Origin of the sequence: Nocardiopsis codii (assembly GCF_036327455.1) — a bacterium.
In the GTDB taxonomy this organism is placed as follows: domain Bacteria; phylum Actinomycetota; class Actinomycetes; order Streptosporangiales; family Streptosporangiaceae; genus Nocardiopsis; species Nocardiopsis codii.
In genome coordinates, this window is sequence record NZ_JAUZMY010000019.1 from 60,467 (window position 1) to 85,885 (window position 25,419).

At 72.9% G+C, this 25,419-nt stretch carries 22 protein-coding genes; 11 read left to right on the top strand and 11 right to left on the bottom strand.

What is annotated here, in order from left to right; genetic code table 11:
- Positions 1 to 20: 20 nt before the first annotated feature.
- Positions 21 to 503 (bottom strand): CarD family transcriptional regulator, encoded by a 483-nt coding sequence (locus tag Q8791_RS19230; RefSeq protein WP_330093129.1) that lies wholly within the window; start codon positions 501 to 503, stop codon positions 21 to 23.
- Positions 504 to 888: 385 nt separating this feature from the next.
- Positions 889 to 1,551 carry a phosphate signaling complex protein PhoU gene (phoU, locus tag Q8791_RS19235; RefSeq protein ID WP_330093130.1) on the bottom strand — a complete coding sequence of 221 codons (663 nt, stop codon included), beginning with the start codon at positions 1,549 to 1,551 and terminating at the stop codon, positions 889 to 891.
- 124 nt (positions 1,552 to 1,675) lie between these two features.
- Between phoU and Q8791_RS19240 the strand changes: the two genes are divergently transcribed.
- Positions 1,676 to 2,872, top strand: coding sequence for a sensor histidine kinase (locus tag Q8791_RS19240; RefSeq protein WP_407942027.1), 1,197 nt, complete (start codon positions 1,676 to 1,678; stop codon positions 2,870 to 2,872).
- Positions 2,869 to 3,564 carry a response regulator transcription factor gene (locus Q8791_RS19245; RefSeq protein WP_267947804.1) on the top strand — a complete coding sequence of 232 codons (696 nt, stop codon included), beginning with the start codon at positions 2,869 to 2,871 and terminating at the stop codon, positions 3,562 to 3,564. The genes Q8791_RS19240 and Q8791_RS19245 overlap by 4 nt, the downstream gene beginning before the upstream one ends.
- Before the next feature lie 316 nt (positions 3,565 to 3,880).
- On the opposite strand, the gene dtd is transcribed toward Q8791_RS19245, so the two are convergent.
- Complete coding sequence (dtd, locus tag Q8791_RS19250) at positions 3,881 to 4,306, bottom strand: D-aminoacyl-tRNA deacylase (RefSeq protein ID WP_330093131.1); 426 nt, start codon at positions 4,304 to 4,306, stop codon at positions 3,881 to 3,883.
- A gap of 74 nt (positions 4,307 to 4,380) precedes the next feature.
- Positions 4,381 to 6,240 (bottom strand): DUF2207 domain-containing protein, encoded by a 1,860-nt coding sequence (locus tag Q8791_RS19255; RefSeq protein WP_330093132.1) that lies wholly within the window; start codon positions 6,238 to 6,240, stop codon positions 4,381 to 4,383.
- Between the two features lie 153 nt (positions 6,241 to 6,393).
- On the opposite strand from Q8791_RS19255, the gene Q8791_RS19260 reads away from it, so the two are divergent.
- The 3 genes from Q8791_RS19260 (at position 6,394) to Q8791_RS19270 (ending at position 10,948) form a co-directional block, all read left to right on the top strand.
- Entirely contained in the window at positions 6,394 to 7,281 is an 888-nt protein-coding gene (locus Q8791_RS19260; protein ID WP_330093211.1) for a neutral zinc metallopeptidase, read from the top strand.
- Between the two features lie 75 nt (positions 7,282 to 7,356).
- Entirely contained in the window at positions 7,357 to 8,370 is a 1,014-nt protein-coding gene (locus tag Q8791_RS19265) for a neutral zinc metallopeptidase (RefSeq protein WP_330093133.1), read from the top strand.
- 121 nt (positions 8,371 to 8,491) lie between these two features.
- A complete protein-coding gene (locus Q8791_RS19270) occupies positions 8,492 to 10,948 on the top strand; it encodes a hypothetical protein (protein WP_330093134.1) in 2,457 nt (818 codons plus the stop codon).
- Positions 10,949 to 10,990: 42 nt separating this feature from the next.
- Here the strand turns inward: Q8791_RS19270 and Q8791_RS19275 are convergent, their stop codons facing one another.
- The 3 genes from Q8791_RS19275 to Q8791_RS19285 form a co-directional block, all read right to left on the bottom strand.
- A complete protein-coding gene (locus tag Q8791_RS19275; RefSeq protein WP_330093135.1) occupies positions 10,991 to 11,290 on the bottom strand; it encodes a DUF2516 family protein in 300 nt (99 codons plus the stop codon).
- 208 nt (positions 11,291 to 11,498) lie between these two features.
- Positions 11,499 to 12,443, bottom strand: a complete 945-nt coding sequence (locus Q8791_RS19280) for a M56 family metallopeptidase (protein WP_330093136.1) — start codon at positions 12,441 to 12,443, stop codon at positions 11,499 to 11,501.
- Between the two features lie 5 nt (positions 12,444 to 12,448).
- The gene (locus tag Q8791_RS19285; protein WP_330093137.1) at positions 12,449 to 12,811 is read right to left on the bottom strand and encodes a BlaI/MecI/CopY family transcriptional regulator; all 363 of its coding nucleotides are present in this window, start codon (positions 12,809 to 12,811) and stop codon (positions 12,449 to 12,451) included.
- Positions 12,812 to 13,311: 500 nt separating this feature from the next.
- On the opposite strand from Q8791_RS19285, the gene Q8791_RS19290 reads away from it, so the two are divergent.
- Positions 13,312 to 13,842 (top strand): O-acetyl-ADP-ribose deacetylase, encoded by a 531-nt coding sequence (locus Q8791_RS19290; protein ID WP_330093138.1) that lies wholly within the window; start codon positions 13,312 to 13,314, stop codon positions 13,840 to 13,842.
- A 60-nt stretch (positions 13,843 to 13,902) separates the two neighbouring features.
- On the opposite strand, the gene Q8791_RS19295 is transcribed toward Q8791_RS19290, so the two are convergent.
- Together Q8791_RS19295 and Q8791_RS19300 are read right to left on the bottom strand one after the other, a co-directional pair.
- Complete coding sequence (locus tag Q8791_RS19295; RefSeq protein ID WP_330093139.1) at positions 13,903 to 17,349, bottom strand: hypothetical protein; 3,447 nt, start codon at positions 17,347 to 17,349, stop codon at positions 13,903 to 13,905.
- Positions 17,350 to 17,430: 81 nt separating this feature from the next.
- Positions 17,431 to 18,780: a cryptochrome/photolyase family protein gene (locus Q8791_RS19300; protein ID WP_330093140.1), complete on the bottom strand. Its 1,350-nt coding sequence runs from the start codon at positions 18,778 to 18,780 to the stop codon at positions 17,431 to 17,433.
- 73 nt (positions 18,781 to 18,853) lie between these two features.
- On the opposite strand from Q8791_RS19300, the gene Q8791_RS19305 reads away from it, so the two are divergent.
- The 4 genes from Q8791_RS19305 (at position 18,854) to Q8791_RS19320 (ending at position 23,130) form a co-directional block, all read left to right on the top strand.
- Complete coding sequence (locus tag Q8791_RS19305; RefSeq protein ID WP_330093141.1) at positions 18,854 to 19,846, top strand: YbgA family protein; 993 nt, start codon at positions 18,854 to 18,856, stop codon at positions 19,844 to 19,846.
- A 516-nt stretch (positions 19,847 to 20,362) separates the two neighbouring features.
- On the top strand, positions 20,363 to 21,661 hold the full coding sequence (gene mshA / locus Q8791_RS19310) for a D-inositol-3-phosphate glycosyltransferase (RefSeq protein WP_330093142.1): 1,299 nt from the start codon (positions 20,363 to 20,365) through the stop codon (positions 21,659 to 21,661).
- 21 nt (positions 21,662 to 21,682) lie between these two features.
- On the top strand, positions 21,683 to 22,195 hold the full coding sequence (locus Q8791_RS19315) for a YbjN domain-containing protein (RefSeq protein ID WP_330093143.1): 513 nt from the start codon (positions 21,683 to 21,685) through the stop codon (positions 22,193 to 22,195).
- Positions 22,196 to 22,383: 188 nt separating this feature from the next.
- On the top strand, positions 22,384 to 23,130 hold the full coding sequence (locus Q8791_RS19320) for a phosphoglyceromutase (RefSeq protein WP_330093144.1): 747 nt from the start codon (positions 22,384 to 22,386) through the stop codon (positions 23,128 to 23,130).
- 91 nt (positions 23,131 to 23,221) lie between these two features.
- Here the strand turns inward: Q8791_RS19320 and Q8791_RS19325 are convergent, their stop codons facing one another.
- Positions 23,222 to 23,584, bottom strand: coding sequence for a DsrE family protein (locus Q8791_RS19325; protein WP_330093145.1), 363 nt, complete (start codon positions 23,582 to 23,584; stop codon positions 23,222 to 23,224).
- Between the two features lie 14 nt (positions 23,585 to 23,598).
- Positions 23,599 to 24,372: a GIDE domain-containing protein gene (locus Q8791_RS19330; RefSeq protein WP_330093146.1), complete on the bottom strand. Its 774-nt coding sequence runs from the start codon at positions 24,370 to 24,372 to the stop codon at positions 23,599 to 23,601.
- A 211-nt stretch (positions 24,373 to 24,583) separates the two neighbouring features.
- On the opposite strand from Q8791_RS19330, the gene Q8791_RS19335 reads away from it, so the two are divergent.
- Entirely contained in the window at positions 24,584 to 25,126 is a 543-nt protein-coding gene (locus tag Q8791_RS19335; protein WP_330093147.1) for a nitrobindin family protein, read from the top strand.
- Positions 25,127 to 25,419 lie beyond the last annotated feature (293 nt).

Consider the following 25,419-nt stretch of genomic DNA (forward strand, 5'->3'; position numbering starts at 1 on the left):
CGCTATTCCGTGACTGGAGTTCAGGTGGTGAGAACCTCGTCGAGGAGGGCCTCCGCCTTGTCCTCGTTGGTCTTTTCCGCGAGGGCGAGTTCGCTGACGAGAATCTGGCGCGCCTTGGCGAGCATCCGCTTCTCCCCGGCGGACAGCCCGCGCTCCTTGTCCCGGCGCCACAGGTCGCGAACCACCTCAGCGACCTTGTTGACGTCGCCCGACGCCAACTTCTCCAGGTTCGCCTTGTAGCGCCTGGACCAGTTGGTGGGCTCCTCGGTGTGCGGTGCTCGAAGCACCTCGAAGACCTTGTCCAGGCCTTCCTGTCCCACCACGTCACGAACGCCGACGTCCTCGGCGTTCGCGGCCGGCACACGGACCGTCAGATCGCCCTTGTCAACCCTCAGAACGAGGTAGATTCTGTCCTCGCCCTTAATGGTGCGAGTCTCGATCGCTTCAATACGAGCAGCCCCATGATGGGGGTAGACAACAGTGTCGCCGACCTTGAAAGTCATGTGACAGGTACCCCTTCCGCTACCACAAGGATACCACGAATCTGTGACTTAACGTACCTATTAGGTTTGCGAACACGCAGGTCAGAACCCCCTTTTCAGGGCTTGACAAAGTGTACCCGAGGCCTGTCGGGGGCCTGGTCAGCACTGGTCCGAAAGGCTCCGGAGCCCCCTGGCCAGCGGAACTGTGCGCTCTCGGGGAAGGGCGCGGAGAGGTCCGGGACGACCTCGATCCGGACCTCTCACGAAGCACCGGAGCGACGGATGTCACGATTTTGCGCCGACCGGAACAACCCTTGTCCCGGGAGTGGCCCGAAGCCCCTCCGACGGCCGCGGAACGCCGCGGCGGACCCCACCCGTCCTGTGGGGCCCCGGGCCCACGAGTGCCTCACGCCTCCGGCTCGTAGTCCTCACGCTTCTCCCCCGTCACCATGTAGACGAGGTTGTCGGCCACGTGCACCGCGTGGTCACCGAAGCGTTCGTAGAACCGTCCGACGAGGGTGACGTCCATCGTCGCCTCCACCCCGTACTCCCACCCCGGGGCGAGGATGCGCTGCAGCAGCTTGCGGCGCAGCCGGTCCATCCTGTCGTCGTCCTTGTCCAGCTCCAGGGCGGTGTCGGGGTCCCTGTCGACGATGACCTCCCCGGCCTTCGTGACCAGGAGTTCCGCCTGGTGCCCCATCTCCAGCACGATGGAGCGGACCGGCTTGGGGATCGCCGAGTCCGGGTGCCTGCGCCGTGCGACCTTGGCCAGGTGGACGGCGTGGTCGCCCATCCGCTCCAGGTCCCCGCGCATGTAGAGCGCGGTGATGATGGTCCGCAGGTCAGAGGCGACCGGCTGCTGCCGGGCCATCAGGCTGAAGGCCGTGTCCTCGATGTCCTGGTCGAGGCGGTTGATCGCCTCGTCCCCGGAGATGACCTCCTGGGCGGCGTCCAGGTCGCTGTCCAGCAACGCGGTGGTCGCGCGTGCGACCGCGTGCCTGGCCAGTCGGGTCATCTCGACCAGGCGTTCGGTCAAGCTGTCAAGATCCTCGTGGTACGTATCGCGCATGGCGTCAATGCTCCCAGTGGTTGTTTGAAGAGTCGGCCAAGATTTGGTGAACGGTGGAAGAACCTCGGTTGTGTCACATGCCCTGACCGGGTAAAGCTCCAGTCCGCCCGTTTACGATCGAATCGTGCAAGGGGAACTTCTCGCCGCTGTGACCGGCATCTTCGGACTCGTGACGGGCGTCGTCATCGGCGTCCTCGCCGGTCATTTCTTCCGTACGGGTACCAACGAACGCCGTCAGGCTCCCGTGCCCGAACGCCACGACGGCACCACCCTGCCACCGGGGATCGCCGAGGTGCTCTCCGCGCTTCCCTCCTCCGCCGTGGTCCTGGACTCGGCCGACAGGGTGCTGCGCGCCTCCTCGGCGGCCCGCGCCTTCGGCATCGTCCGCGGCGACGAGCTGGTGATAGGCGAACTCCTGGTGCTGGCCCGCAAGGTGCGGCGCGACGGTGTCATCCGGGAGACCGACATCGAGGTGGCCGTGCGCAAGTTCGGTCCCGACGCCACGTCCTTCGCGGTCCGCGTCGCCCCCCTGGGGGGAACCGGGCTGGTGCTGGTCCTCGCCGAGGACCAGACCGAGCACCGGCGCGTGGAGGCGGTGCGCCGCGATTTCGTGGCGAACATCTCCCACGAGCTCAAGACCCCGGTCGGCGCTCTGTCCCTGTTGGCCGAAACCGTACAGGACGCCAGTGACGACCCGGAGGCGGTGCGCCGCTTCACCGACCGCATGCAGACGGAGGCCGCGCGGCTGACGGCGGTCATCCAGGACCTCATCACGCTCTCCCGGATCCAGGGAGCCGAGCCGATGGCCGAGCCCACGCGGGTCGACCTCGGCGGTGTCGTGGAGGAGGCCCTGGACGCGGTGCGGATGCCCGCGGACGCCAAGGGGATCGAGCTGGTCGGGAGCGGGGCGGAGGGCGTCACCATCCTGGGCGACGAGGGTCTGCTGGGCACCGCCCTGCGCAACCTGATCGCGAACGCCGTCGCCTACAGCCCCAAGAACACCCGGGTCGCCGTGTCGGTCGGGGTGTCCCGCTCCAGCGTGGACATCAGCGTCGCCGACCAGGGGATCGGCATCCCCCAGCAGGACCGGGAAAGAATCTTCGAGCGGTTCTACCGTGTGGACGCCGCTCGGAGCCGGGCCACCGGTGGTACCGGTCTCGGCCTGGCGATCGTCAAGCACATCATGACCCACCACCGTGGAGAAGTGACCGTGTGGAGCAAGGAGGGGTCGGGGTCGACGTTCACACTGCGTCTGCCCAGACCCGACGACCGGGGGCCCGACGCCGCCCGGAACACCGACCAGCAGGAGGCGGCACAGTGACTCGTGTACTTGTTGTCGAGGACGAGGAATCGTACAGCGACGCCCTGTCGTACATGCTGCGCAAGGAGGGCTTCGAGGTCGCCGTGGCGCCCACCGGAACGGTGGCGCTGGAGACCTTCGACCGTACGGGGGCCGACCTGGTGCTCCTGGACCTGATGCTCCCGGGCCTCTCGGGCACCGAGGTGTGCCGGACCCTCCGGCAGAAGTCCAACGTCCCCGTGATCATGCTGACCGCCAAGGACTCCGAGATCGACAAGGTCGTCGGTCTGGAGCTCGGCGCCGACGACTACGTCACCAAGCCGTTCTCGTCCCGCGAGCTCGTCGCCCGCATCCGCGCGGTCCTGCGCCGCCGCGGTGAGGACGAGGTCGTCCTCCCCGCCGCCCTGGAGGCCGGCCCCGTACGCATGGACGTGGAGCGGCACGTGGTGACGGTGCGCGGCGACAGCGTGCAGCTGCCGCTGAAGGAGTTCGAGCTGCTGGAGGTGCTGCTGCGCAACGCCGGGCGGGTGCTGACCCGGATGCAGCTCATCGACCGCGTGTGGGGCGCCGACTACGTCGGTGACACCAAGACCCTGGACGTGCACGTCAAGCGGCTGCGCGCCAAGATCGAGGAGGACCCGGGGAGCCCGCGGTACATCGTGACCGTCCGGGGCCTGGGCTACAAGTTCGAGCCGGTCACCGTCGACGTCTGAGGGCACGGGAAACCCACGGGGACTCCCCCGTTCCCCCGACGCCTCTCCCCTTCGTTCCCGTGCCCCGGGCCGTGGACCTGCCACGGCCCGGGCCGCGCAGTCCCCGCGCCCCTGCCGGAGCCCGGGACCGCTGCGGCGTACGCACCGGAGCCCGGTGCGCGCCTCCGCCGGCCGGGGCCGCCGAACGTCCCGTCCGCCCGGGCGGGGCGCAGTCCGGTGCACGCCCTCGGCGCATGCGCGCACGGTCCGGGAACCGGCCCGTGCCGACTGCGGGCGGGAGCGCGCAGGGATCCTCGGCCCGCCGCCGTCGCGGCGCTCAGGCCTCGATGATGACCGTGAACGGACCCTCGTTGGTGAGGGCGACCGACATGGTGGCGCCGAACACGCCGGTGGCCACGGTGGCGCCCAGCTCGCGGAGCTCCTTGACGACCTCGTCCACCAGGGGTTCGGCCACGGGGCCGGGGGCTGCGGCCTGCCAGGTGGGGCGGCGCCCCTTCCGCGCGTCCCCGTAGAGCGTGAACTGGCTGACGACGAGGACGGGCGCGCCGACGTCGGAGCAGGACTGCTCGTCCGCCAGGATGCGGAGCGTCCAGAGCTTCTTGGCGATCCTGGCCGCCTCGGCGGCTGTGTCGGTGTGCGTCACCCCCACCAGTGCCATCAGTCCGGGCTCGGTCACCTCACCGACGACCTCCCCGTCGACCGTCACCGACGCGTGTGAGACACGCTGCACGACCGCGCGCATGGCTTCTCCCTCGTTGTGTCCTCCCCCGGGCCCGCAGGCCGGTAGGCGACCGTCTCACGGCCCGGGGGACGTCGCTACCTCGACCGCTGGAACTGGTTGAGCGCCCGCAGGCGCCGGGTGTTGGTGATGATGCCGGTCAGCGACACCACGAACGTGCTGATGGAGTCGGCGAAGTCCTCGATCCGCCACTCGCGCGGACCGGTGTACCAGGCGAGGCCGTCACCGGTCAGCTCCTCCGGGGTGAGGTCGGCGAGCGCCGCCGAGGCCAGGATGTTCGCCCACCGGTCGACGTCGTCGAAGATCACCGCGTACGGGAGGTAGCGCGAGTAGAGCTCCACCCTCCGGCCGGGGAGTGCCTGCTCCGCGCGGGGGCTCAGCAGGTAGTCGCGGAAGCCCATGGTGTGCGCGTACACCCTGCTGCCCAGCTTGGTCTTGGCCGGCATGTACTGGGCGCCCACCGTGACGGCGGCGCCGGCGATGACGACCGCCAGGCCGGAGAAGGCGGCGCCCGTGAAGACCGCGAGGATCCCGGTCAGGGCGACGCCGGCCGCCGTCAGGACCATCCCGACCGTGCTCCACCGTGTGCGCACCTGGCTCGGCGAACGGGCGAACCACCGGAGCCGCACCATGTCCCGGTACAGCTCCTCGCGCACCCGGTCGATCCTGGCCGGGAAGTCCGCGGAGGCGCGCGGCGAGCCCAGCTGCGACAGGCGCACCGTGCGCCGCTCGCCGAAGAGGGCGTCCAGCAGCAGCCACTCCGAGGCCAGCAGGGTCTCCCCCCGGGGGCCGTCGAGCCGCACCAGGCGCCAGTCGACGGACGTGAAGTGCTCGTGGGGGAGCTCCTCCAGGCGGATGTAGCCCCGCACCGCGAGGTCAAGGACCGCTCCGGTGAGGTCGGCGATGTCGACGCGTTCGTCGATGAGGGTGCCGATCTGGCCGGGGTGCACGTCGTCGGGCGGCGCGAACCTCAGCTGTCCCCGGTCACCCTCCTCGACCGGGGCGTGGTCGCCCTCGGAGGCCTCCCGGCGCAGGGCGCGCTCGTCCCGGCCGCGGACCCGGATCAGCACCGCCAGCCCGCCGACCAGGACGACGAGCAGGAGACCGAACACGCTGGCCGTGGCCGGGGTCACCGCGAACGCGGACCCCAGCGACCACCTGCGGGTGAGGATCGGCTCGCCCTCGGCTGTGCCGGAGGGGTAGTTGACGACGATGTCCAGCCTGTCGTCGGGCTCCATGTCCGCCTGGAGGAAGTGGGCTACCCCCTGCTCGGGCCCCATGTCGGACGCCGTGCAGTACATGGCGCTGCGCGGTTCTCCTGCCAGGCACGAGAGCGCGGAGGGCGGCAGGGGTGCTGTCACGGTCACGTCGGTGGACTCCACGGTGTGGCTGTAGGCGCCGATCGCCCGCCACTCCATCTGGACGCCCTGGGTGACCTCGCTCACGGTCCCGCCCACCCGGTAGGTGAGCACCACGCCGCCGGTGGCCGCCGTGGGGATGTGCGCGTACAGGGTCCCGTTCGTCTTCTCGACCTCCACGGCCAGGGCGTTGCCGTCCAGGTCGGTGGCCTCGACACCCGAGACCTCGAACTTCCTGTCGTGGTCGGTGTCGTACAGCATCGTCTCGGTCAGGGCCCGGGTGAACACCGCCGGGGCCCCGCCGCTGAAGGTGACGGTCTCCTCGCCGTGGAGGACGCCGGCGCGGTCGAGTTCGAGTCTGATGTCGTTGGTGATCAGCGGATCGGTCGCGCTCCGCAGGCCGACCGCGCCGGTCGCCGCCGACGCGCCCCCCGGTACTGTGGTGGCCGGTGCGGCTGCCGTCGCGGCGTGGGCCTCCCCTTCCGGCCACACGACGCCAGGCGCTGTGACCAGCACGGAGAACACGAAGAGGGCCGTCGTCGCCACGACGGCCGGGCGCCAGGAGCCGACCCACCACATGACGCGAGAGCCTATCCGGTCCCCCCGCGCGCTGTTGTCACAGGGCACCGCGGGCGACGCCGTGCTTCCGGACCGTGGGGTGTCGCCGTGGTGAGGCGCGTGCCCGCTCCGGGGCCGGAGTTCTGGTCCGAGCGTCCCGGGTTCTTCCAGCGGATGGGCCTCGGGGTGTCCCTCACCCTCGGCACGGGCCTGGCCGCGGTCGGCTTCACCGGCTTCCTGGCCTTCTCGGCGATGCTGTCGTCGTCGGACGCCGCGTGGTCCCACCCGGTGCCCCTCGCGGGGTCGGCGGGCGCCGGCCACGGGGGCGGGGACGAACGCCCGCAGACCGCGTCCGCACGGGGCGACATGCTCGGCGACAACCCGCTGTACCGGATCGGGGAACTCGGCGAGGTGACCTGCGAGGCGCCCGACCTGGACCCTGAGGACCCCGAGTCGGTGGAGGCCTTCGTCCACGAGATCGCGGACTGCCTGGACCGGGCGTGGGGCTCCTACTTCGCGTCGGCGGGGATGGAGTTCACCTCGCCGAACCGCGTGTACTGGTACTCGGCGGGGACCAGCCCGTGCGGCGCGTTCCCGACCCAGGGAACGGCGGCGTTCTACTGCCAGGCGAACCAGGGCCTCTACCTGGGGGTCGAGGACATCGTGGCGGCCTCGGCGGGGAGCGACAGACCCGAGGCGTACACGTTCCTGCTCAGCCACGAGTACGGACACCACGTGCAGGGGCAGTCGCGCATCCTCGCCGAGTTCCACGAGGCGCGGGCGGGGGTGGACCAGGAGACCGCCGACGAGCTGACCAGGCGCAACGAGCTCCAGGCGAACTGCCTCGGCGGGGTGTTCCTGGGGGCCTCGGGGTCAGGGCTCGGCTACGGCGGGTCCGAACGGGAGAATATCCTCGACGACGTCGGCCTCCGCTCCGACCGCGGCGGCGGGCACACGCACGGTTCGGCACGCAACGGCCGCCTGTGGACCGCGCACGGCATGGACCGTGTGGATCCGGGGGCGTGCAACACGTGGAACGCCCCCGAGGACCTGGTCGAGTGAGGTGCTCGCGGGGGCGCTGGCAGGGGCCCGGCCGTCAGGCCCGGTCGACGGTGACGACAGGGTGGGCGGACAGGGGTGTACACAGGGTTCGGTGATTCTCCCCGTTCGGCGGCGCCGGGTCAGGCGCGGCGCGCGGACCGGCGTGCGCTCGGCCTGGTGACCGCCCTCGTGGTGGTGCTGCTGGCGTTGGCGCTGCTGTCCTGGACGACCGTCAGCGAGGAGGACCCCGGTCCCGGCCCCGTGTCCGACGGTGGCCCGGCCGAGGCCGTGCCCGACACCGAGTTCGACGACAAGCCGGGGCAGAGCCCGTCGGGGGACGACGCGGACCTCGACCCGTCCGATCCGCTCCGGCAGCCGGACCGCCCGTCGGGGCACGAGGCGCTGGTCGCGAACCCGCTGTACGAGACCGGCCGCCTGAGTCCGCGCCCGTGCCCGGCCCCGGAGCTGGACGTCGACGAGACGGAGTCGATGAAGGAGTTCCTGGACGCGGTGGCGGACTGCCTGGACGACGCCTGGGCCACCCAGTTCGCCCGGGCGGGCATCCCCTTCACCCCTCCGGAGCGGGTGTTCTGGGACGAGCCCGGGGTGAGCCCGTGCCGCCCCTACCCGTCGGAGGCGGGCGCGTTCTACTGCCGTGCGAGCACGAGCATCTACATCGGCACGGCGGACGTGGTGGAGAAGTGGAACGGCGCCTCGCGGGCGGTGGTGTACGCGTCCCTGCTGGCGCACGAGTACGGCCACCACGTCCAGGGCGAGTCGGGTCTGCTGGAGTACTACCACGAGCAGCGCCAGCTGGAGGACCACTACCTGGAGCGGAACGCGTGGACGCGCCGCAGCGAGCTCCAGGCTAACTGCCTGTCCGGCGCGTTCCTGGGCTCCGTCCAGGTGAGCTTCCCGCTGGAGCGCGACGACCTCGACGCGGTCCTGACCGACGCGAGGGCGACCGCCGACCGCGAGGACGGCGACGAGGAGGAGCGCACGCACGGTTCAGCGGACAACAGCGTGCACTGGACCAGCCGGGGCTGGGAGCAGCAGACGCCGGCCGCCTGCAACACCTGGGAGCTGGACGACGACACGCTCGTGCACTGAGCCGCGGGGGCGGGGCGCGGCGGGGTCCACACCGTTCGCCGTACGCCCGCGGTTCCGGGAGTCGTCCACAGATCTCATCGAGCGCTGTCGCTCGGACACGCAGCGTGGCAGGATGCTTCTCATGTCGGACCCCGCCGTCTCGCGCGGCACCCCTGAGCCTGATCCGGCCGTGCCCGGCCCCCGTACCTCCTCCTTCCCGCCCTACCCAGCCCCCTCGTCCGCAGCGGCCGCGCCGGACCCGCCCGAGCGCAACTGCGTGGAGCTGCGCGTGCACGGAGTCAGCGGCGGCCAGGCCGAGGAACTGCTGGACGTGGAGCCCGCCATGCGGGTGGGCGGTGACCGGCTGGCGGGGTTCTTCCGGTGGCGCCGCAAGGCCGACACCGAGACCGTTCCCGGTGTGCGCCGGGAGATCTTCGCCTGGGGCAACCTCACCTCCGGCAGCTCCTCGCGGGCGTTCTGGCTGCTGTTGCTGCCGTTCATGCTGACCAACGTCGCGTACTGGATGCGGCCCGGCCGGATGGACCGGGCCCCCAAGGGGGTGCGGCGGCTGGCCAACAACGCGTACGGGGCGAGCGTGCGCCTTCTGGCCCTGTCGCTGACCATGCTCATCACCCTGGCCTCCGGGGGGATCGGCATGGACCTGGTGGCCTGGCAGTGCGCCGCCGGACAGGGGGAGGAGTGCGTCCGGGCGCGCCCGTGGCTGGCGTTCCTGGCGTCGCCCGCGTCGGTGCTGTCCGCGCCGGGGACGGCCCTGCTGGTCGGCGCCGTGCTGCCGGTGGCCGTGGTGGTGGTGCTGTGGCGGCTCTCGCGGCGCACGGCCGCCGAGTACGAGGTGGTCGCCGCGTCGGTGCCGCCCAGGCCGAGTGCGGCGGCTCCGCTGAGCCAGGCCTCCTTCTGGCGCAACAGCGAGACGATGGCGCGGCTGCGGTCGGCCCACATCTCCGTGGCCCTGGGCACCGTCGCCGCGCTCCTGCTCATCCCCGCGCTGCGGCACGACCTGCTCTCCCGGGGGGACGGTGCGGGGGGCGGCGCAGGCCTCTGGACGGCCGGCGCGGTGCTGGCGGTCCTTCTGGCGGCGGTGGTCGCGGTGAGCGTCCTGAGCGTGCTGGTCCCGGGCGTGGACCCGCGCTGGAACGCCCGGGCCGACCGGGTCTGCCGACGCCTGCGCGACGCCACCCTCGTCCTGGGCGTCGCGGTGGCCGTGTACACGGCTTGGCCGCGGACGGACTGGGCGGCTGCCGGGCGGCTGCCCGGCCACGGGGCGATCCTCAACACGCTGTTCGCCGTGCAGGTGGCCCTGGTGCTGCTGATGCTGGTGGCGGCGCTGACCCTGTTCGCCGTCGACCGGGCGCACGACGGGGCGGCGATGCGGGGCCTGGCGGGCCCGGCCACGGCCGCACTGGGCACCCTCCTGGGCGGCGGTTTCTCGGCGGCGCTCGTCTACCAGGGGTCGCTGTGGCTGAGCGGCTGCGGTTCCCTGTCCACGCCCGGCGTGGACTGCCTGCCGCTGTCCGTGCCCTCCGCCTACTCATGGCTCCAGCTGGCGTTCGCGCTGGAGGCCGCCATCGCCGTGGGCGTGGCGGGCGTGCTCGCCCTGGAGCTGCGCCGGAGCACCCGGGCGCACCTGCCGAGGGTCACCGAGGACTACGCGCGCAGCGTGCGCGACCGCCGCACCTGGGAGATCGCCCGGGCACGGGCGACGGGACGGATGACCGAGGTGCTGCCCTCCGTGCTGGTGGCCTTCCTGCTCCCGGCGGTGGCGCTGGGAGCGCTGGCGCTCTACTCGGCCCTGACGGGCAACCTGGCGGCCGGCCCGGCCCCCGCGGCGACGGCCGTGTCGGGCGAGGTGCAGGGGGCCGCCCAGAGCACGGTGTCGGGACTGATCGGCGTCGGTTCGCTGCTGGGCGGGGCGGCCCTGGTGACGCTGGCGTGGATCGGGCGCAGCGCGTACCGCGACCGGCCGACGCGGCAGGCGGTCGGCGCCCTGTGGGACGTGGGCACGTTCTGGCCGCGGGTCGCCCACCCGCTGGCGCCGCCCTCCTACGCGGAGCGGGCGGTGCCGCAGCTGTCGGCGCGGGTGGCCAGGATGACGCGGGAGGACACCGACGTGGTGCTGTCGGGGCACTCCCAGGGTTCGGTGCTGGCGGCGGCGACGGTGTGGCAGCTGCCCAAGGACTGCCTGGGCCGGATCGCGCTGATCACGCACGGCTCCCCGCTGGACCGCCTGTACGCCAGGTACTTCCCGGCCTACTTCGGGCCGGAGCCGTTCGCCGACCTCCGGGAGCGGGTGTCGGCGTGGCACAACCTGTGGCGGGTCACGGACGCGATCGCGGGGCCGGTGCGGTTGCGGGACGGCTCCGGAGGGCCGGGGGCCCTGCGCACCGTGGGCCAGGCCGACCCCCTCCCGGACCCGCGGGGCTACGACGCCCCGCCGGGGGAGGCCAGGAGGCCGGAGATCCTGGGCCACTCCTACTACACGAGCGACCCGGCCTACGCGGGGGCGCTCTGGCGGGTGATGACCGCCATGGAGGGCGAGGAGGCCCCCCGGACGGGTGCGGTCACCGAGGGACGAAGGTGACCGCCGCCCGGAGGACCTGCCGGGGACCGCGCCACGGAGGCCCTACCAGGGACCGTAGGGGCCGTTGTTGCGGTTTCCGCCCACGCCCTTGACCGCCGGGCGCACATCGAGCAGGAAGACCAGGGTGGCCACCAGACCGAGGATGACGAACATCCCGCTGCCGGAGAACACGGCCAGCAGGGAGAGTCCCGTGGCGAGGCCGGTGAGGATGACCCACAGCTTCTTGGTCTGCTTGTCCATCAGCTCGAACGCCGCGGCAGGCGTGCGGATGGCCTCGATCAGCGCGTACAGACTGGCCACGAAGGTGACCAGGTAGATGAGCTGCCAGATCAGTCCGAACAAGACGCACACTCCCGAATACGTTCCGAGCGGGGGTCCGCCCACTCTCCACCGTAAACGGACCGGGACCGGCAATCGTGCCCGCGGAGGTCCGGATCACATGTGTCGCACCGCGGGCCGGGAGGGCCGCCGGGGCGGGGGCGTCCGCGGTGCGAACGGTCGTGCGGCCGCCACGTCCCGGCCGTGGACCCCTGACCTGCGGGGCCGGTGGTCACACCGGGATGTGCCAGAGGCAGGTGACCGCGGCGAGGAGGAACGCCGAGCCGCCCATGATGACCGCGCCCGCGTGGTACGGGAGTTCGTCGTCGGGGCGCAGGAGGCGGTTGACCCGACGCATGACGCCGGGCTCGGCCTGGCCGACCGCGGCCATGGCCCCGGCCGGGACCGGGGCGGGGCCGGCGGCGCCGAAGCGCAGGAGCGCCATGGCGAGCTCACGCGAGGAGCTGCGGCGGCTGGCCTGGTCGTCGGCGCACATCTCGATCAGCAGGGCGACGCTCTCGTAGTAGGTGCGGACCAGTCTGACCCGGGGGAACGCGCGCTTGAGCGACGAGAACGGCAGGAGCACCAGGTCGTGGCGCTGGCGGAGGTGCGCGTGCTCGTGGGCCAGGACCGCGGCCAGCTCCCGGTTGTCGAGGACTGCGAGGGCGCCGGCGCTGATGACCACCTGGGAGCGGAGCACGCCCGGAAGGCAGTAGGCGGCGGCGGCCGGGTGGTCGACGACGCGGGCCCCCGGTACGTCGGGGTGCTCGCTGGCGACGAGTTCGAGGAGGTCGTGGTGGCGCCGGCGGACGCGGACGACCTGCACGAAGGAGGAGACCAGGCCGTAGAACAGGACGAGGGTCAGGATGATCGCGAGGACGACGGCCACGATGTGGCTGATGCCCTCGACTCCCTGGGAGAGTTCCGCGAGGAGCAGCTGACCGGTGAGGGCGTCGGTGGCGAGGGCCAGGGAGCCTCCGGCGGCACCGAGCTCGTAGGACGAGAGTCCGAACGCCAGGAGGGCGCCGATGGTGGACACACCCCAGGCCAGGCCGAGGGTCTGCCAGGTGATCACCGCGGTGTAGGGGCCGCGCGAGGGCCACTTGGCCCGGTGCAGCGCCTCCATGGCGATGAGACAGCCGACCGCGACGAGGGAGAGTAGTGCGGCACTGACCATTCGGACTAGTTCCTTGGCTGCTCGATTTCCGCGAGTGCGCGCCGGAGCGCGGCAGCCTCCGTGCCGTCCATGGACTGGACGAAGGCGGCCAGGGCCGCGTCACGATCACCGGTCTGCCCGAGAGCGTCGAACATCAGCTCGGACACGTAGGCCTCACGGCTGGCTGCCGGACGGTATCGCCACGCACGACCCTCACGTGCCCGGGTGACGACCTTCTTCTTGGCGAGCCTGTCGAGCACGGTCATGACGGTCGTGTGCGCCAGGTCGCGCTCGGAGAGCGCTTTGCCGACCTCACGAACCGTCATTGGTTCATTCCGTGCCCACAGTACATCCATCACCGCGCGTTCGAGTTCGCCAAGCCGATTCATGACCACGAGTCTACTGCGGGTCGTACTACGCACTGTCGTACCCCCACGTTAATTCCTCGTGTCCTGTGGGACAAGGGATCCGGGGCCGCGGATCGGGCTCCGTGGGACCGGCTCGGCCGGGGCGCCGTCCCGGTCCGGGGGAGTCGCCGCCCCTGGCGGGGTGAGGCGGATCGCGCTCGCGGAGAGCCTGGTCAGCGGCCCGGAGCCGGGTGACGGAGCGTGCGGCGGGAAAGGGACGGCCCTCGCCGCGGGGCGGCGGGGGCGGAGGGGTTGCCGGAGGGCCCGGCCGGAGGGGTGTCGGACGGGAGCGGCACCGTGTGGGGCGACGGGGGTGCGTGGGACGCACGGGCTGTTCGGTCCGCGGGCGGGGCGCCCGCGGGCCGGCGCCAGGACCGGCCTCCGGTCGGCCGGGGCCCCGGCACCACCGCCGCGCGGGCGCGAATCCCCCGGCCCGGGGGCACGCGGTGCGATACTGCCGGTCCTTACCGGAAGGAAGACCCATGGGTTCCCCACCGCGCTCCCGTATCGAACTCGTCCGCGGCGACATCACCGAGCAGAGCGTCGACGCGATCGTCAACGCCGCCAACAGCTCCCTCCTGGGAGGCGGAGGGGTGGACGGCGCCATCCACCGCAAGGGTGGCCCGTCCGTTCTCGAGGCGTGCCGAGCGCTGCGCGCCGGACACTACGGGGGCGGTCTGCCCACCGGGCAGGCCGTGGCGACCACGGCGGGCGAGCTGCCCGCGCGGTGGGTGATCCACACCGTGGGCCCGGTGTACAGCGCCGCCGAGGACCGGAGCGCGCTGCTCGCCTCCTGCTACGTCGAGTCCCTGCGGGTCGCCCGCGAACTGGGCGCGGAGTCGGTCGCCTTCCCCGCGATCTCCACCGGGGTGTACCGCTGGCCGATGGACGACGCGGCGCGCATCGCCGCCGACGCGATCCGTACCGCGCGGCCGAGCGTGCCGGACATCCGCCTGGTACTGTTCGACGACGCGGCGCTGACCGCCTTCCGGACGGCGTTCGACACGCCCTGACCTCCGGCACGGCCCGGACGCAGGAGGCGGCGGGGCGGCCCCGGCTGCCGCCCCGCGCCGTCAGACGAGTGCGACCGCGTCCGCCAGGCGCTCGCGGCTCTCCACGGCCGTCCACACCAGGGACGTCACGCCCATGAGGAGCCGTGCGTGGGTGACCCCCGGCAGCAGGGGCCGGACGAGCGCGGTCAGCTCCTCGACACAGGCCGTGCGTTCGTCCAGTCGGCCGCGCGGCGCCATCCTGTCGGTGGCGAGGACGATCCGGCGCCCCAGCCCGCGGTCGACGGCGGCCAGCAGGCGCGCCGCGTGCTCGCTGTCCACGGTCCGCAGCGCGGCCGACCCCTCGGCGTCGCGCGGGCGCATGCTTCCCCACCACCCCGGGGGCGGCACGAGCCGGGTGCCCGCCGCGTAGCGGTGGCAGAAGGGGCCGGAGTTGACGTACCCGCTGCTCCCGCTCTTGCCGACACGGTGGACGGCGAGGGCCCTGCCCTCCTCGTCCGACACCGTCAGGTGTCCGTCGCCCGTCCTGGACACGGTGAGGTCGGCGCGGGTACCGGGGAAGCGGATCCGTTCCTCGGCGGCTCCCGTCCTCCGGTCGTCGCGGGTGTGGCCGCAGGTGTATCGCCGGTTCGTGACCGTTCCGTCGGCCACCGACGCGAGGCACACGGGGCACCTCGACGCGCTGGAGTAGCTGGAGAAGGGTGTCCTCACCCACGGCCCCCGCTCCTCGCGGCCGATCCGCGCGATGGTCGAGGCGCTGTCGTGGTCGACGAGGAAGAGACCGGTGCCGTGCTCGACGAGGTCGATGCGGGCGGGGAGGTCTCCCTCCTCCGCCGACGCGAGGGCCAGTTCGTCGGCGATCCCCGACCGCAGCGTGAGCGCGAGCGACGCCTCCGGATCGGCCGCGGCCGCGATCGCCGCGGCGCGCTCCCCCCACCACGCGGGCGGTTCGCCCGCCGTGAACCGCGCGACGGCACAGGCCGCCCGGTGCAGTCCGGCCAGCCCTTCCCCCGCCACGTTCTCGGCGTGCTGGTCCAGGGAGGCGCGGAGAACGTCGGAGACACCGGGCACGGCCGCCAGTGCGCGTGTCTCCTGTGCGGCGCGGACCCCGGCCTGGCGTGCGTGGTGGTCGGCGTCCTCGGGGACGGGAACCCATCCCGGGCGTCCGAACTCGTTCAGGTCGTCTCCGGCCCAGGCCGCGTCCGTGAGCACGACCCGCCATCGTGGGTCGGCGGCCAGCCCGGAGAGGTCCCGGTCGCGGCGCTCGGCCCCGGCCCGGTGGTGCAGGACAACCGCCGGTTCCCGGTCCCCCGGACCGGAGGCCGGGACTCCGCTGGACACTGCGGTGTCGAGCAGGTCCAGCGGCTGGGGGTTCCGGTAGTCGTACGCGAGCATCCCGGAGACGTCACAGGTCAGACCCTCGGAACGGAGCCTGGCGCCCGCGTCGGCCAGGAGTTCGGCGAGACCGTCGACCGGTGGCCGGGCCGCCGTGTACAGCGTGAGGAAGCGTTCGAGCCAGTCCTTGACCTGGGCTCCGGTGAGAGCGGTGTCGCCGCTGAAGGGCGCGGTCAGGCCCGCGCCGCGCAGGGCGCGGACCAGCACGCCGATCGCCGAGGCCGCGGCCCTGGCCGACGTCCCCGACGGCGCGGGCAGCCGGGTGGCGAGCACCCCGGCGTCGCGGGGGTCGTGCCGGGCCATGGCGGCGAGGAGGGGGCCGAACCGGTCCCACGCCCGCTTCGGAGCGAGTTCCAGCGAGCCGCTGACGAGAAGCGCCCGCAGGGCCCGGGCGTCCGCCTCCGGGTCGTCGGAGCCGTCCCCGCCCGGGACGATCCCGGCGTCGTCCGCCAGGGAGGCGAGCCCCGCCGCCAGGTCGGCCGAGGCCCGGCGGTCGCCCTCGCACCAGGTTGTGACGAGGTCGCGCTGCCGTCGGTAGGCCTCGGACGGTTCGAGGCGGGCGGCCAGGCTCTCCGCGTGCGTGCGCAGGCTGCGCGGCAGCGCGTCGAGGGCGGGGAAGCGCCGGTAGGCGGCGACCACGGCGTCCTCGTCCACGTCGGCGGACGTGCGCTCGGCGTCCCTGGCCTGGTCGAAGAGCCGGATCGCGTAGGTGGGGCTGCCCGCCTCGAGGACGACCTGCGAGCACTCGTCGTAGAAGGGGGCGGCCAGGACGGGGTGTTCGTCGGAGAGCGCGTCACCGATCGCCGTGAGCGCCCGGTGCGCCCGGCCCGGCTTGGTCCGGGCGACCTCCCCCTGGCGTGCCAGGGCGGGGAGGAGGCCGACCGCCGTCTCCCGGAGTTCGGGGGCCCGTGAGAGCGCGACCGCGAGGAAGCCGGGCGGGCGGTGGCGCCGCGCGCCCGTCTCCGTCTCGCCGTCTCCCCGGAGCCCGAACAGGGCGAGGGCCTCCAGCTGCGCGGAGGCGGAGTGGCGGGGCTCCAGGGTGACCACGGGGCCGTCGAGGGCGGGGTGGGCGAGTCGGAGGGCGACGAGGACGTCCTCCCCGGGGCCGGCTGGGAGGGGCGCGACGCCGTCGGCGGCCAGGAGGGCGCGGCGCGGCTCGGCGGGCTCGCGGGCCGCAGCGTCCCGGGTCCACAGGTGCTGGTGCCGGGCCGCCCGGACCCGGGGGTCGGGGGCGAGAAGCCCGTCCTCCCCCGCACCGGAGCGGTGGTCGTACAGGTCGACGAGGATGCGCACGCTCTCGGACCATGCGACCTCGTCGATCCCCCCGGGGGGCGCGTCCCAGGCCAGGGAGCGCACGTCCACCATGGTGTCGGGCCCCTGCCAGCGCAGGGACAGGCTGGCGGGGACGGGGCCGTCTCCGTGGCGGGCGCCGTAGAGGAGGAAATGGGCGGTCTCGCCCCGGATGCGCCCGCCGAGCCTGTTGACACGGCGCTCGAAGGTCGACCCGAGTTCGTAGTCGAACCGGCTCTCCAGCTCGATCGCCGCGGTGTCCGGCGGCACGTCGTCGGCCCGAGGCCACACGGGGTGGTCGAACTGCGGGGACCACAGGTCGAGCCCGAGCGGCGCGGCGGCCCCGCGCCAGTCGGGGACGGCGTCGCCGATCAGTGCGGGGTGCGGGGCGACGACGGCGGGGGCGCCGGTCCACCGGTGCGCGCCGTCGGTTCCCGTGAGCCGCAGTCCGCGGTCGGGGTCGGCGTCGGTGAGCAGGCCGAGCTCGTCGCGCTTCCAGACTCCGGCGGGGTCGGCTGCGGGCGCGACGACGAGTCCCCCCAGGGCTCGCCGCCAGGCGGCGTCCGGCCAGAGCGCGGCGATCAGCGGCGCGGGGACGGGCAGGGAGCGCAGGACCCACACCAGGACCGTGCCGTGCGCCCCTTCCTCGTGCTCGCCGAGCCACGCACGGAGCCCGCGCAGGGCGGCGACGTCCGGGTCGTCCTTGAGGGAGGCGGGCACACGGGCCAGCTCACGGCCCCGGGGGTTTCGGCAGACGAGTCGGGTGTCGCCTCCGGTTCCGCGTAGGCGGACCGCGTATCCGCCTGTGACCGGTATCCAGTCCATCGTTCGGTTCCGTCCGTCTCGGGGTGGACCTGGATGGTGGCACGGTCTCCCGACAGTCCCGGTTCCGAGGCCGCTCCGGGGTCAGTGCCCGGGGTCGGCGATCGGTGGCGGATACCCCTCCGGCGCCTTCTCCTCCCGCCAGGGTGTGAGGGCGCGGGCGCCGGGGAGGTCGGCGAGCTCGGTCAGGTAGCGGCGGACGTACACGCCGTCGGGGTCGAACCGCCGGGCCTGGCGCAGCGGGTTGAACGACCGGTTCGGCCGGGTGTCGTTGCCCGTCCCCGCCACCCACTGCCAGTTGCCGTAGTTGTTCGCCACGTCCCCGTCGAGGAGGTGCTCGAAGAAGTGGTCGGCCCCCTCCCGCCAGTGCACGCGCAGTGTGCGGGTGAGGAAGGCGGCCGTGATCATGCGGGCGCGGTTGTGCATGAACCCCTCGCGGAGCAGTTGGCGCATCCCCGCGTCGACGATCGGCACTCCGGTACGGCCCTCCTTCCACGCGGCGAGGGCGTCGGGGTCGTGCCGCCACTCCTTGTCCCGGGGCCGGTAGTCGCGGACGTTCATGTCCGGGAAGACCGCGGTGACCTGGTGGTGGAAGTCGCGCCAGGCGAGCTGGCGGACGAACTCCCCCGAGCCCGGTCCGCTGCCCGCGGCCAGGGCGGTCTCCAGTGGGGACAGGCAGCCGAGGCGCAGGTCGGCGGACAGGTGCGAGGTGGCGGCCCCGGGCAGGTCGTCGTGGCGGTCGGGGTAGTCGGCCAGTCCGTGCTCCACCCACGCGCGCAGCCGCTCACGGGCGGCGCGCTCGCCGCCCTCGGGCAGGTGGTCGGCCAGGCGCCCCCTGCCGCGCCCGGCGTCGCCGGGCAGGTCTCCCGGACGCACCCCGCCGGGGAGTGCCACCCGGTCCGGGGCGGGGAGCGGTTCGCGCCACGTGTGCGCCTCCCAGGCCCTCCAGTAGGGGGTGAACACCTTGTAGTGGTCCCCGCTCGCCGGGGTGACCTCACCGGGCGGGACCACCGTGAGGCCGGGGAAGGCCCGCACGGAGAGGCCGGCCGCGCGCAGCCGCCGGGTGCGGCGCGCGGCCAGGGCGCTCACCCCGGCGGTCACGTGCACGGTGTCGGCGCCGGTGGCCCCGGCCAGGGCGCGGACCTCCTCCACGGTGTCCCCCCGGCGGACCACCAGGTCGCCTCCGCGTTCGCGGAGCCCGGCCCGGAGGGAGGCCAGGGCGTCGGCGAGGTGCGCGACGCGGTTGCGGGCGGAGCGCTCGGCCACCGCCGGATCGAGTACGAACACCGGGACGACGGTCCCTGTGCGGTCGAGCGCGGCCGTGAGGGCGGGGTGGTCGCGGACGCGCAGGTCCTGGGTGAACAGGACGAGCGTGGGGGCGTCCGGGCGGCGCTCCCGGCCTGGATCGCGAGCATCACTACTCTTCGTGTTCATCGGAACACCCTAGTTCCACGAATGCTCCTGTGGAAATCCGATGCGGGACCCCTGGACCGGGTAAGGATGACCCATGAAGACACACCCGCCACCTGCGCAGACCGCCGCCAAGGCCCCCTCTCGCCCGCTGGTCGGTGTGTCCAGCTGCCTGCTGGGCGCGCCGGTCCGCTACAACGGCGGCCACTCGCGCTCCCGCTTCCTCACCGACGAGCTCGACCGGCACGTCAACTGGCTCCCGGTCTGCCCCGAGGCCGAGATCGGCCTGGGCGTCCCGCGCCCGACCCTGCGCCTCCGGCGCCGGGACGGGGAGGACCGGGTGGTCTCCAGCAAGGACGGGACCGACGTGTCGGAGGAGCTGGCGGGGATCGCCGACCAGCACCTCTCCCAGCTGCGCCGCCTGGACGGGTACGTCCTCAAGAACAAGTCGCCCAGCTGCGGCCTGTTCGCCCTGCCGGTGTTCGACGAGGACGGGAACCGGGTGGACGGCAAGGGGCGCGGGGCGTTCGCCCGCAGACTCACCGAGTTGCTGCCGTCCCTCCCCGTGGAGGAGCAGGGGCGCCTGTCCGACGCGGTCCTGCGCGAGCAGTTCGCGCAGCGGGTGTTCGCCCACGCCAGGCTGCGGGAGCTCTGGGAGTCGCCGTGGCGGCCCCGCGACCTGGTGGATCTGCACAGTCGGCACAAGCTGCAACTGATGTCGCACTCCCCGGACGGGTACCGCGAGACCGGGCGGATCGTCGCACGCGCCGGCACCGCGGACCGCGAGGAGACCGTCGCCGCGTACACGGAGGCGTTCCACCGTGCGATGGCGGTCCTGCCGAGCCGCGGCAGGCACGTCAACGCGCTCCAGCACGCCTTCGGGATGCTGAGCTCCCTCCTGGACGACGCCCGCAGGCACGACCTGCTGGAGGCGATCGAGGACTACCGGAGGGAGCAGGTGCCGCTGAGCGTCCCGGTGGCCCTCCTGCGCCACCACTGCGCGGCGGAGGACGTCGCGTGGGCGAGGGACCAGACGTACCTGCGCCCGTACCCCGACGACCTGCGGCTCAGGCACTCCGTCTCGGTCTGAGCGGTCCTGCCGCCGCCCGCCGGGCGGGTGTGCGCCGCGTGACGCCCGCGCGGCGCCGACGGGCTCCGGAAGGGGGACCGCCCGGACACGGCCGTCGCCACGCGTGACGCTGCGACGCGGCCCCTGTGGATCCGCCGCCCGAACGGCCCCGACAGCACCGGCCTGCCCCGTCCTCGGAGAAGGGGCTCGGCATCGGGTCCTCCCCGGCGGAGGGCGGAGACGACCACGCTCCGCTCCGGAGTCGCGGCGCCCCCCGGGAGGCGGACCGCAGCCCCGGCCTTCTCGCGGAGCACGGTATGACGGTGGCCACAGTCCACCCTGTCGGAGGGCACGCCCCCGGCACGTGGAGGCGCGCCTTTCCCGACACGGTGGACGTCCTGGTGGCGGGCCGGTCCGCTACACCCTGGCCGCCGAGCGGTCAATAGCAGGCCCCTCGGACAATCCGGGCGGGAACAGTGTGTACCTTCGTCGCTGTTGAGGACAGCGGCTGTATACACGAACTGAAGGGACCCACCGGTGTCGGGAATCGTTCCCCTGGGAGATCAGACGGCGGTCCCTTCCAGAGTCGCGACCGTCAGTCTGCACACCTCGCCGCTCGACCAGCCGGGCACCGGTGACGCCGGAGGGCTGAACGTCTACGTGGTCGAGGTGGCCCGCCGGATGGCCGAACGCGGCGTGGCCGTCGACGTGTTCACGCGCGCGACCGAACCCGACCTGCCCCCGGTCGTGGAGCTCGCCCCCGGCGTGAACGTACGGCACGTGCCCGCCGGCCCCTACGGCCACCTGGACAAGAACACGCTCGCCGAGCACCTGTGCCCGTTCATCTTCGGCCTGTTGCGCGCCGAGGCCCAGGGCGACCCCGGCCACTACGACCTCGTGCACGGCCACTACTGGCTGTCCGGCCGCGCCGGTGTGGTGGCGGCCCGCCGCTGGGGCGTGCCGATGGTCCAGTCGATGCACACCATGGCGCGGGTGAAGAACGCCGCCCTGGCCGAGGGCGACGTGCCCGAACCCGAGCTCCGTGTGCGCGGCGAGGACCAGCTGGTCCACCAGGCCGACCGGTTGATCGCCAACACCGACGACGAGGCCCGCCAGCTCCGCGAGCACTACGGCGCGCGCGACGGCCAGATCAGCGTGATCCCGCCCGGGGTGGACCTGGAGGTGTTCAGTCCGGGTTCGCGCCGGGACGCGCTGGCCCGCATCGGCCTTCCCCCGGACACCGAACTGCTGTTGTTCGTGGGCCGCGTACAGCGGCTGAAGGCCCCCGACGTGCTGATCCGCGCCGCCGCCGACCTCCTGCGGCGCGACCCCTCGCTGCGGTCGCGCCTGGTGGTGGGCGTGGTCGGCGGCCTGTCCGGCGGCGGGATGCGCGAACCCCGGCTGCTCACGGACCTGGCCCGGTCCCTGGGGGTGGCGGACGTGGTGAGGATCGAGCCGGCGCAGACCCGTGAACGGCTGGCCGACCACTACCGGGCGGCCGCGGTGACCGTGGTGCCGTCCTACTCCGAGTCGTTCGGCCTTGTGGCGGTGGAGTCACAGGCCTGTGGCACCCCGGTGCTCGCCGCGCGTGTGGGCGGGCTGACCACGGCCGTGGCGGACGGGGTGTCGGGGGTCCTGGTGGAGGGGCACGACCCGGCCGACTACGCGGCGCAGCTGCACCGGATGATCGCCGAACCGGCCTGGCGTGCCAAGCTGGCGATGGCGGCGCCCAAGCACGCCGCCACCCTGGGCTGGTCGCGGACGGTGGACGAGCTGCTGAACGTGTACAGCGCGAGCATCACCCCGCCCGCGCTGCCGCTGGCCGCGAACAGGTGACCGAGTGAGGGGGCGTACGAGGTGGGTACCGACGGGGCGCGCGAGGCCGCGGTCGAGGCGATCACCGCTGCGGTGACCGGGGCGGGGCTGGAGGTGGAGTGCCCGCGCGAGGGGTCGTTCCTCGTCACGCTTCCGGGCAGCGCCAAGCTGAGGACCCTCGTGTGGTTGGAGGCGGGACCGCACAGCCTCACGCTCACCTCGTTCTTCTGCCGCCAGCCGGACGAGAACCACGCCGCGTTCTACCTGTGGCTGATGCGCAAGAACACCGACATGTACGGGATGGCGTTCGCGGCGGACGAGGTGGGCGACGTGTACATCCGCGGCCGCCTGCCGTTGGAGGGCGTCACCCCCGGCGAGGTCGACCGGCTGCTCGGGTGCGTGCTCACCTACTCGGACGAGAACTTCAACGGGGCCCTGGAGCGCGGGTTCGCGTCGGCGATCCGCAAGGAGTGGAAGTGGCGCGCGGAGCGCGGCCACGACATGCGCAACCTGAGCGCGTTCACGCACCTGACCGACGCCGGGGACGACCGGTAGGACCGGGGCCGCCCCGTACACCCGGACGCGCAGCCTCCCCGCGGGGGCAGCCGCGGCGCGGGCACGGCGCCTCCGTCCGCGCCGTTCCGGGCGCGCCCGGCGCACGCGTATGCGCAGGCAGTGCCGCCGTGGCGCCCAGGTGCCGGGTGGGCGCCCGAGCCGCACCACCGGGTGGCTAGGCTTGACCCATGGGAACTCTGGTACTGCTGCGACACGGTGAGAGCGTCTGGAACGCGAAGGGGCTGTTCACCGGCTGGGTGGACGTCGACCTTTCCGCGACGGGCGAGGACGAGGCCCGCCGGGGCGGGGAGCTGCTCAAGGACGCCGGTGTGACGCCGGACGTCCTGCACACCTCCCTCCTCAAGCGCGCCATCCGCACGGCGAACCTCGCCTTGGAGACCGCCGACCTGCACTGGCTGCCCGTCGAGCGGAGCTGGCGCCTCAACGAGCGCCACTACGGCGCGCTCCAGGGCAAGGACAAGGCGCAGACGCGCGACGAGTACGGCGACGAGCAGTTCATGGTCTGGCGCCGTTCCTACGACACCCCTCCGCCGCCCATCGCCGACGACGACCCCTACTCGCAGTCGGGTGACGCCCGCTACGCCCAGCTCCCCCCGGAGCTGCTGCCGCGCACCGAATGCCTGAAGGACGTCCTGGACCGCGCCCTGCCCTACTGGTACGACTCCATCGTCCCGGACCTGGCCGCGGGCAAGACGGTGCTGGTCGTGGCGCACGGCAACTCGCTGCGCGCGCTCGTCAAGCACCTGGACGGCGTCAGCGACGCCGACATCGCGGGACTGAACATCCCGACGGGCATCCCGCTGGTCTACGAGCTGAACGACGCCTTCGAGCCGACCAACCCCGGCGGCACGTACCTCGACCCGGAGGCCGCCAAGTCCGCCATCGAGGCGGTCGCCAACCAGGGCAAGAAGTAACGGCCCCTCCTACGTCCCGTGCCCGTGCCGCCGTCGGCGGTACGGGCACGGCCGTGTCCGGAGCCGGGAGACGGGAGACGGGAGACGGGGGTCAGTAGACCAGGGCCTGCGCGCCGTCCTGGATCGTCTCCTCCACGAACGAGGGGGCCCCGGCGATGCGCACGCCGTCCAGGAGGTCGTCCTGGGTGAGGTCCCGCCGCGCCGCGCACTGGGTGCACACCGTGACGCGGCCCGCGGCGAGCACCGCTCCGAGGAGGTCCTCGAGGGGGGCGGCGTGCGGGAGGCGGAACTCCTCAGCACGGCCGGGGACGGCGAACCACGCCGACTCACCGGTCAGCCAGAGCGAGACGTCGACCCCGCTGGCCAGGGCCGCGGCAGCGACCGTGAACGCCTGGTTGCACCGCTCGGGATCATTCTCCCCGGCGGTGACCTTGATCACCAAGGAACGAGACATGGTCGCCACCCTACTCACAGCGCCGTGAGGGTCAGAACCGCCCCCGCCACCGCGCAAAAGCCGAGGGCCGCGGTGAACACGATCGCCTCGGTGCGCCGGGGCGAGACCCGCACCGGCTGCTCCGCGACGCCGTGCTCGATGCTGATCGTGCCGCCCTCGGGCGCGGTCAGGAGCACGCGCCCGTCCCGGACCCGGAGCTCACCCGTGACGCGCACGCGGGCGCCGGGCCGGATCACCCATTCCCGGTACTCGAACTCGATGGTCTCCCCTCGGAAGACGCCCGAGATCCGACCGCGCACACGGGGCAGCAGGTCGTCGGCGGGCGAGGCCACACCGGGTTGCGGTCTGCCGACCAGGCGCTTCAGGCACAGCTCTGCGCCCCTGGGCTCGGTGTCGCCGGGGACGACGAGGACCCGGTCGGGGTCGCCCTCGCGCCCCTCCGCGACGAGTCCGAACAGGTTGTCGGAGCCGTAGTCGGCGATCGAGTCGCAGGCCCGCTCGCGGACCGTGCCCTCGGCCCGGTCGCGGTTGAGCGGCCAGTAGTGGCGCAACACCTCGTGGCCGTGCCACACGCACTCCACACCGGCCAGTCCGGACGTGATGGGGCCTTCGGGCCCCGGAGCGGCCACGCCGGTGAGCGTGACCCTCTGGCCGTCCTGCGCCGCGAGGGCCCCGGGCCGGAGCTGGGCCAGTCCGCGCTGGCGGAGCCAGCGCCGGAGGGCGATGACGGTCAGAGGGAGGAGGACCACCGCGGCCACGAGCAGCGCCGAACCGATCACCAGTAACACAGGCCGCCCCTTATGGAAGTGCGTCGGAGGTCTACGTCAGCGGTTGGCGTAACACCCCGTGGCCACACCGCGTTGGTGACAATCTTTACCAGTTCTTCGGGAAACCGGGGCCAATTGGGCATGGCCGGACCACGGCACGGGAGTGGCGGACGCCACCGCTCGCACGCCGGCCGTCACCGCCACTCGTCCGCCGCCGCTACGCTCTGGTGTCATGGACGCTGAGGCACACCCCGATCTGGCGAAACTGTCCTTCCTGATCGGTCACTGGGAGGGCGTCGGCGTCGCGGGTTACGTCGACGTGGACGAGTTCCAGTTCGGACAGGAGATCGAGTTCACACACACGGGCGGTCTTCCGTACCTGGCCTACACGAGCAGGGCCTGGCGGATGGGCGCCGACGGCAAGCCGGGCGAGCTCGTCACCGAGGAGTCGGGCTACTGGCGCGTGCGCCCGGACTCCGAGGCCGAGACGCGCGAGGAGGGTGAGCAGGTCGTGCACCTGGAGGCGCTGATCTCGCACCCCGAGGGCTTCACCGAGGTCTACCTGGGCAACGTGTTCGCGAACCGGGTGGAGATGCACACCGACGCGGTGGTGCACACCGAGACCGGCATCGACGCGACCGCCTCGCACCGGTTGTACGGCCTGTTCGGCGACGACCGGGAGACGCTGGGGTACGCCTGGGACCTGGCGGCGAGCGGCCACAGCCTGCGCTCGTACATGTCGGCGCAGCTCAAGCGGACCGACGCGAAGAAGTAGGGGCGGGGTCCGGGCACGGACAGACCCCGGGCTTCCTCCCGCCTGGAGGCGGGGCCGGTCGGACGATTCCGGCAGCCCGGGGTCCGGGTGTCCGTTTGGGATTCGCTACGGACGACGCCGCGCGAACGCGTGCGTCGCCCTAACGGACGGCCACCTCGCCAGTCCTAAGATCAACCACTCTTAGACCACCTCCTTTCTTGCGTGACACCGACAGTACGTCCCCTGGAAGCCCGGGGGCAAATGTTTTTCCTGTGCGCGAATTCGCAGGTCAGAGCCGTGTTTCCGGACCCTTT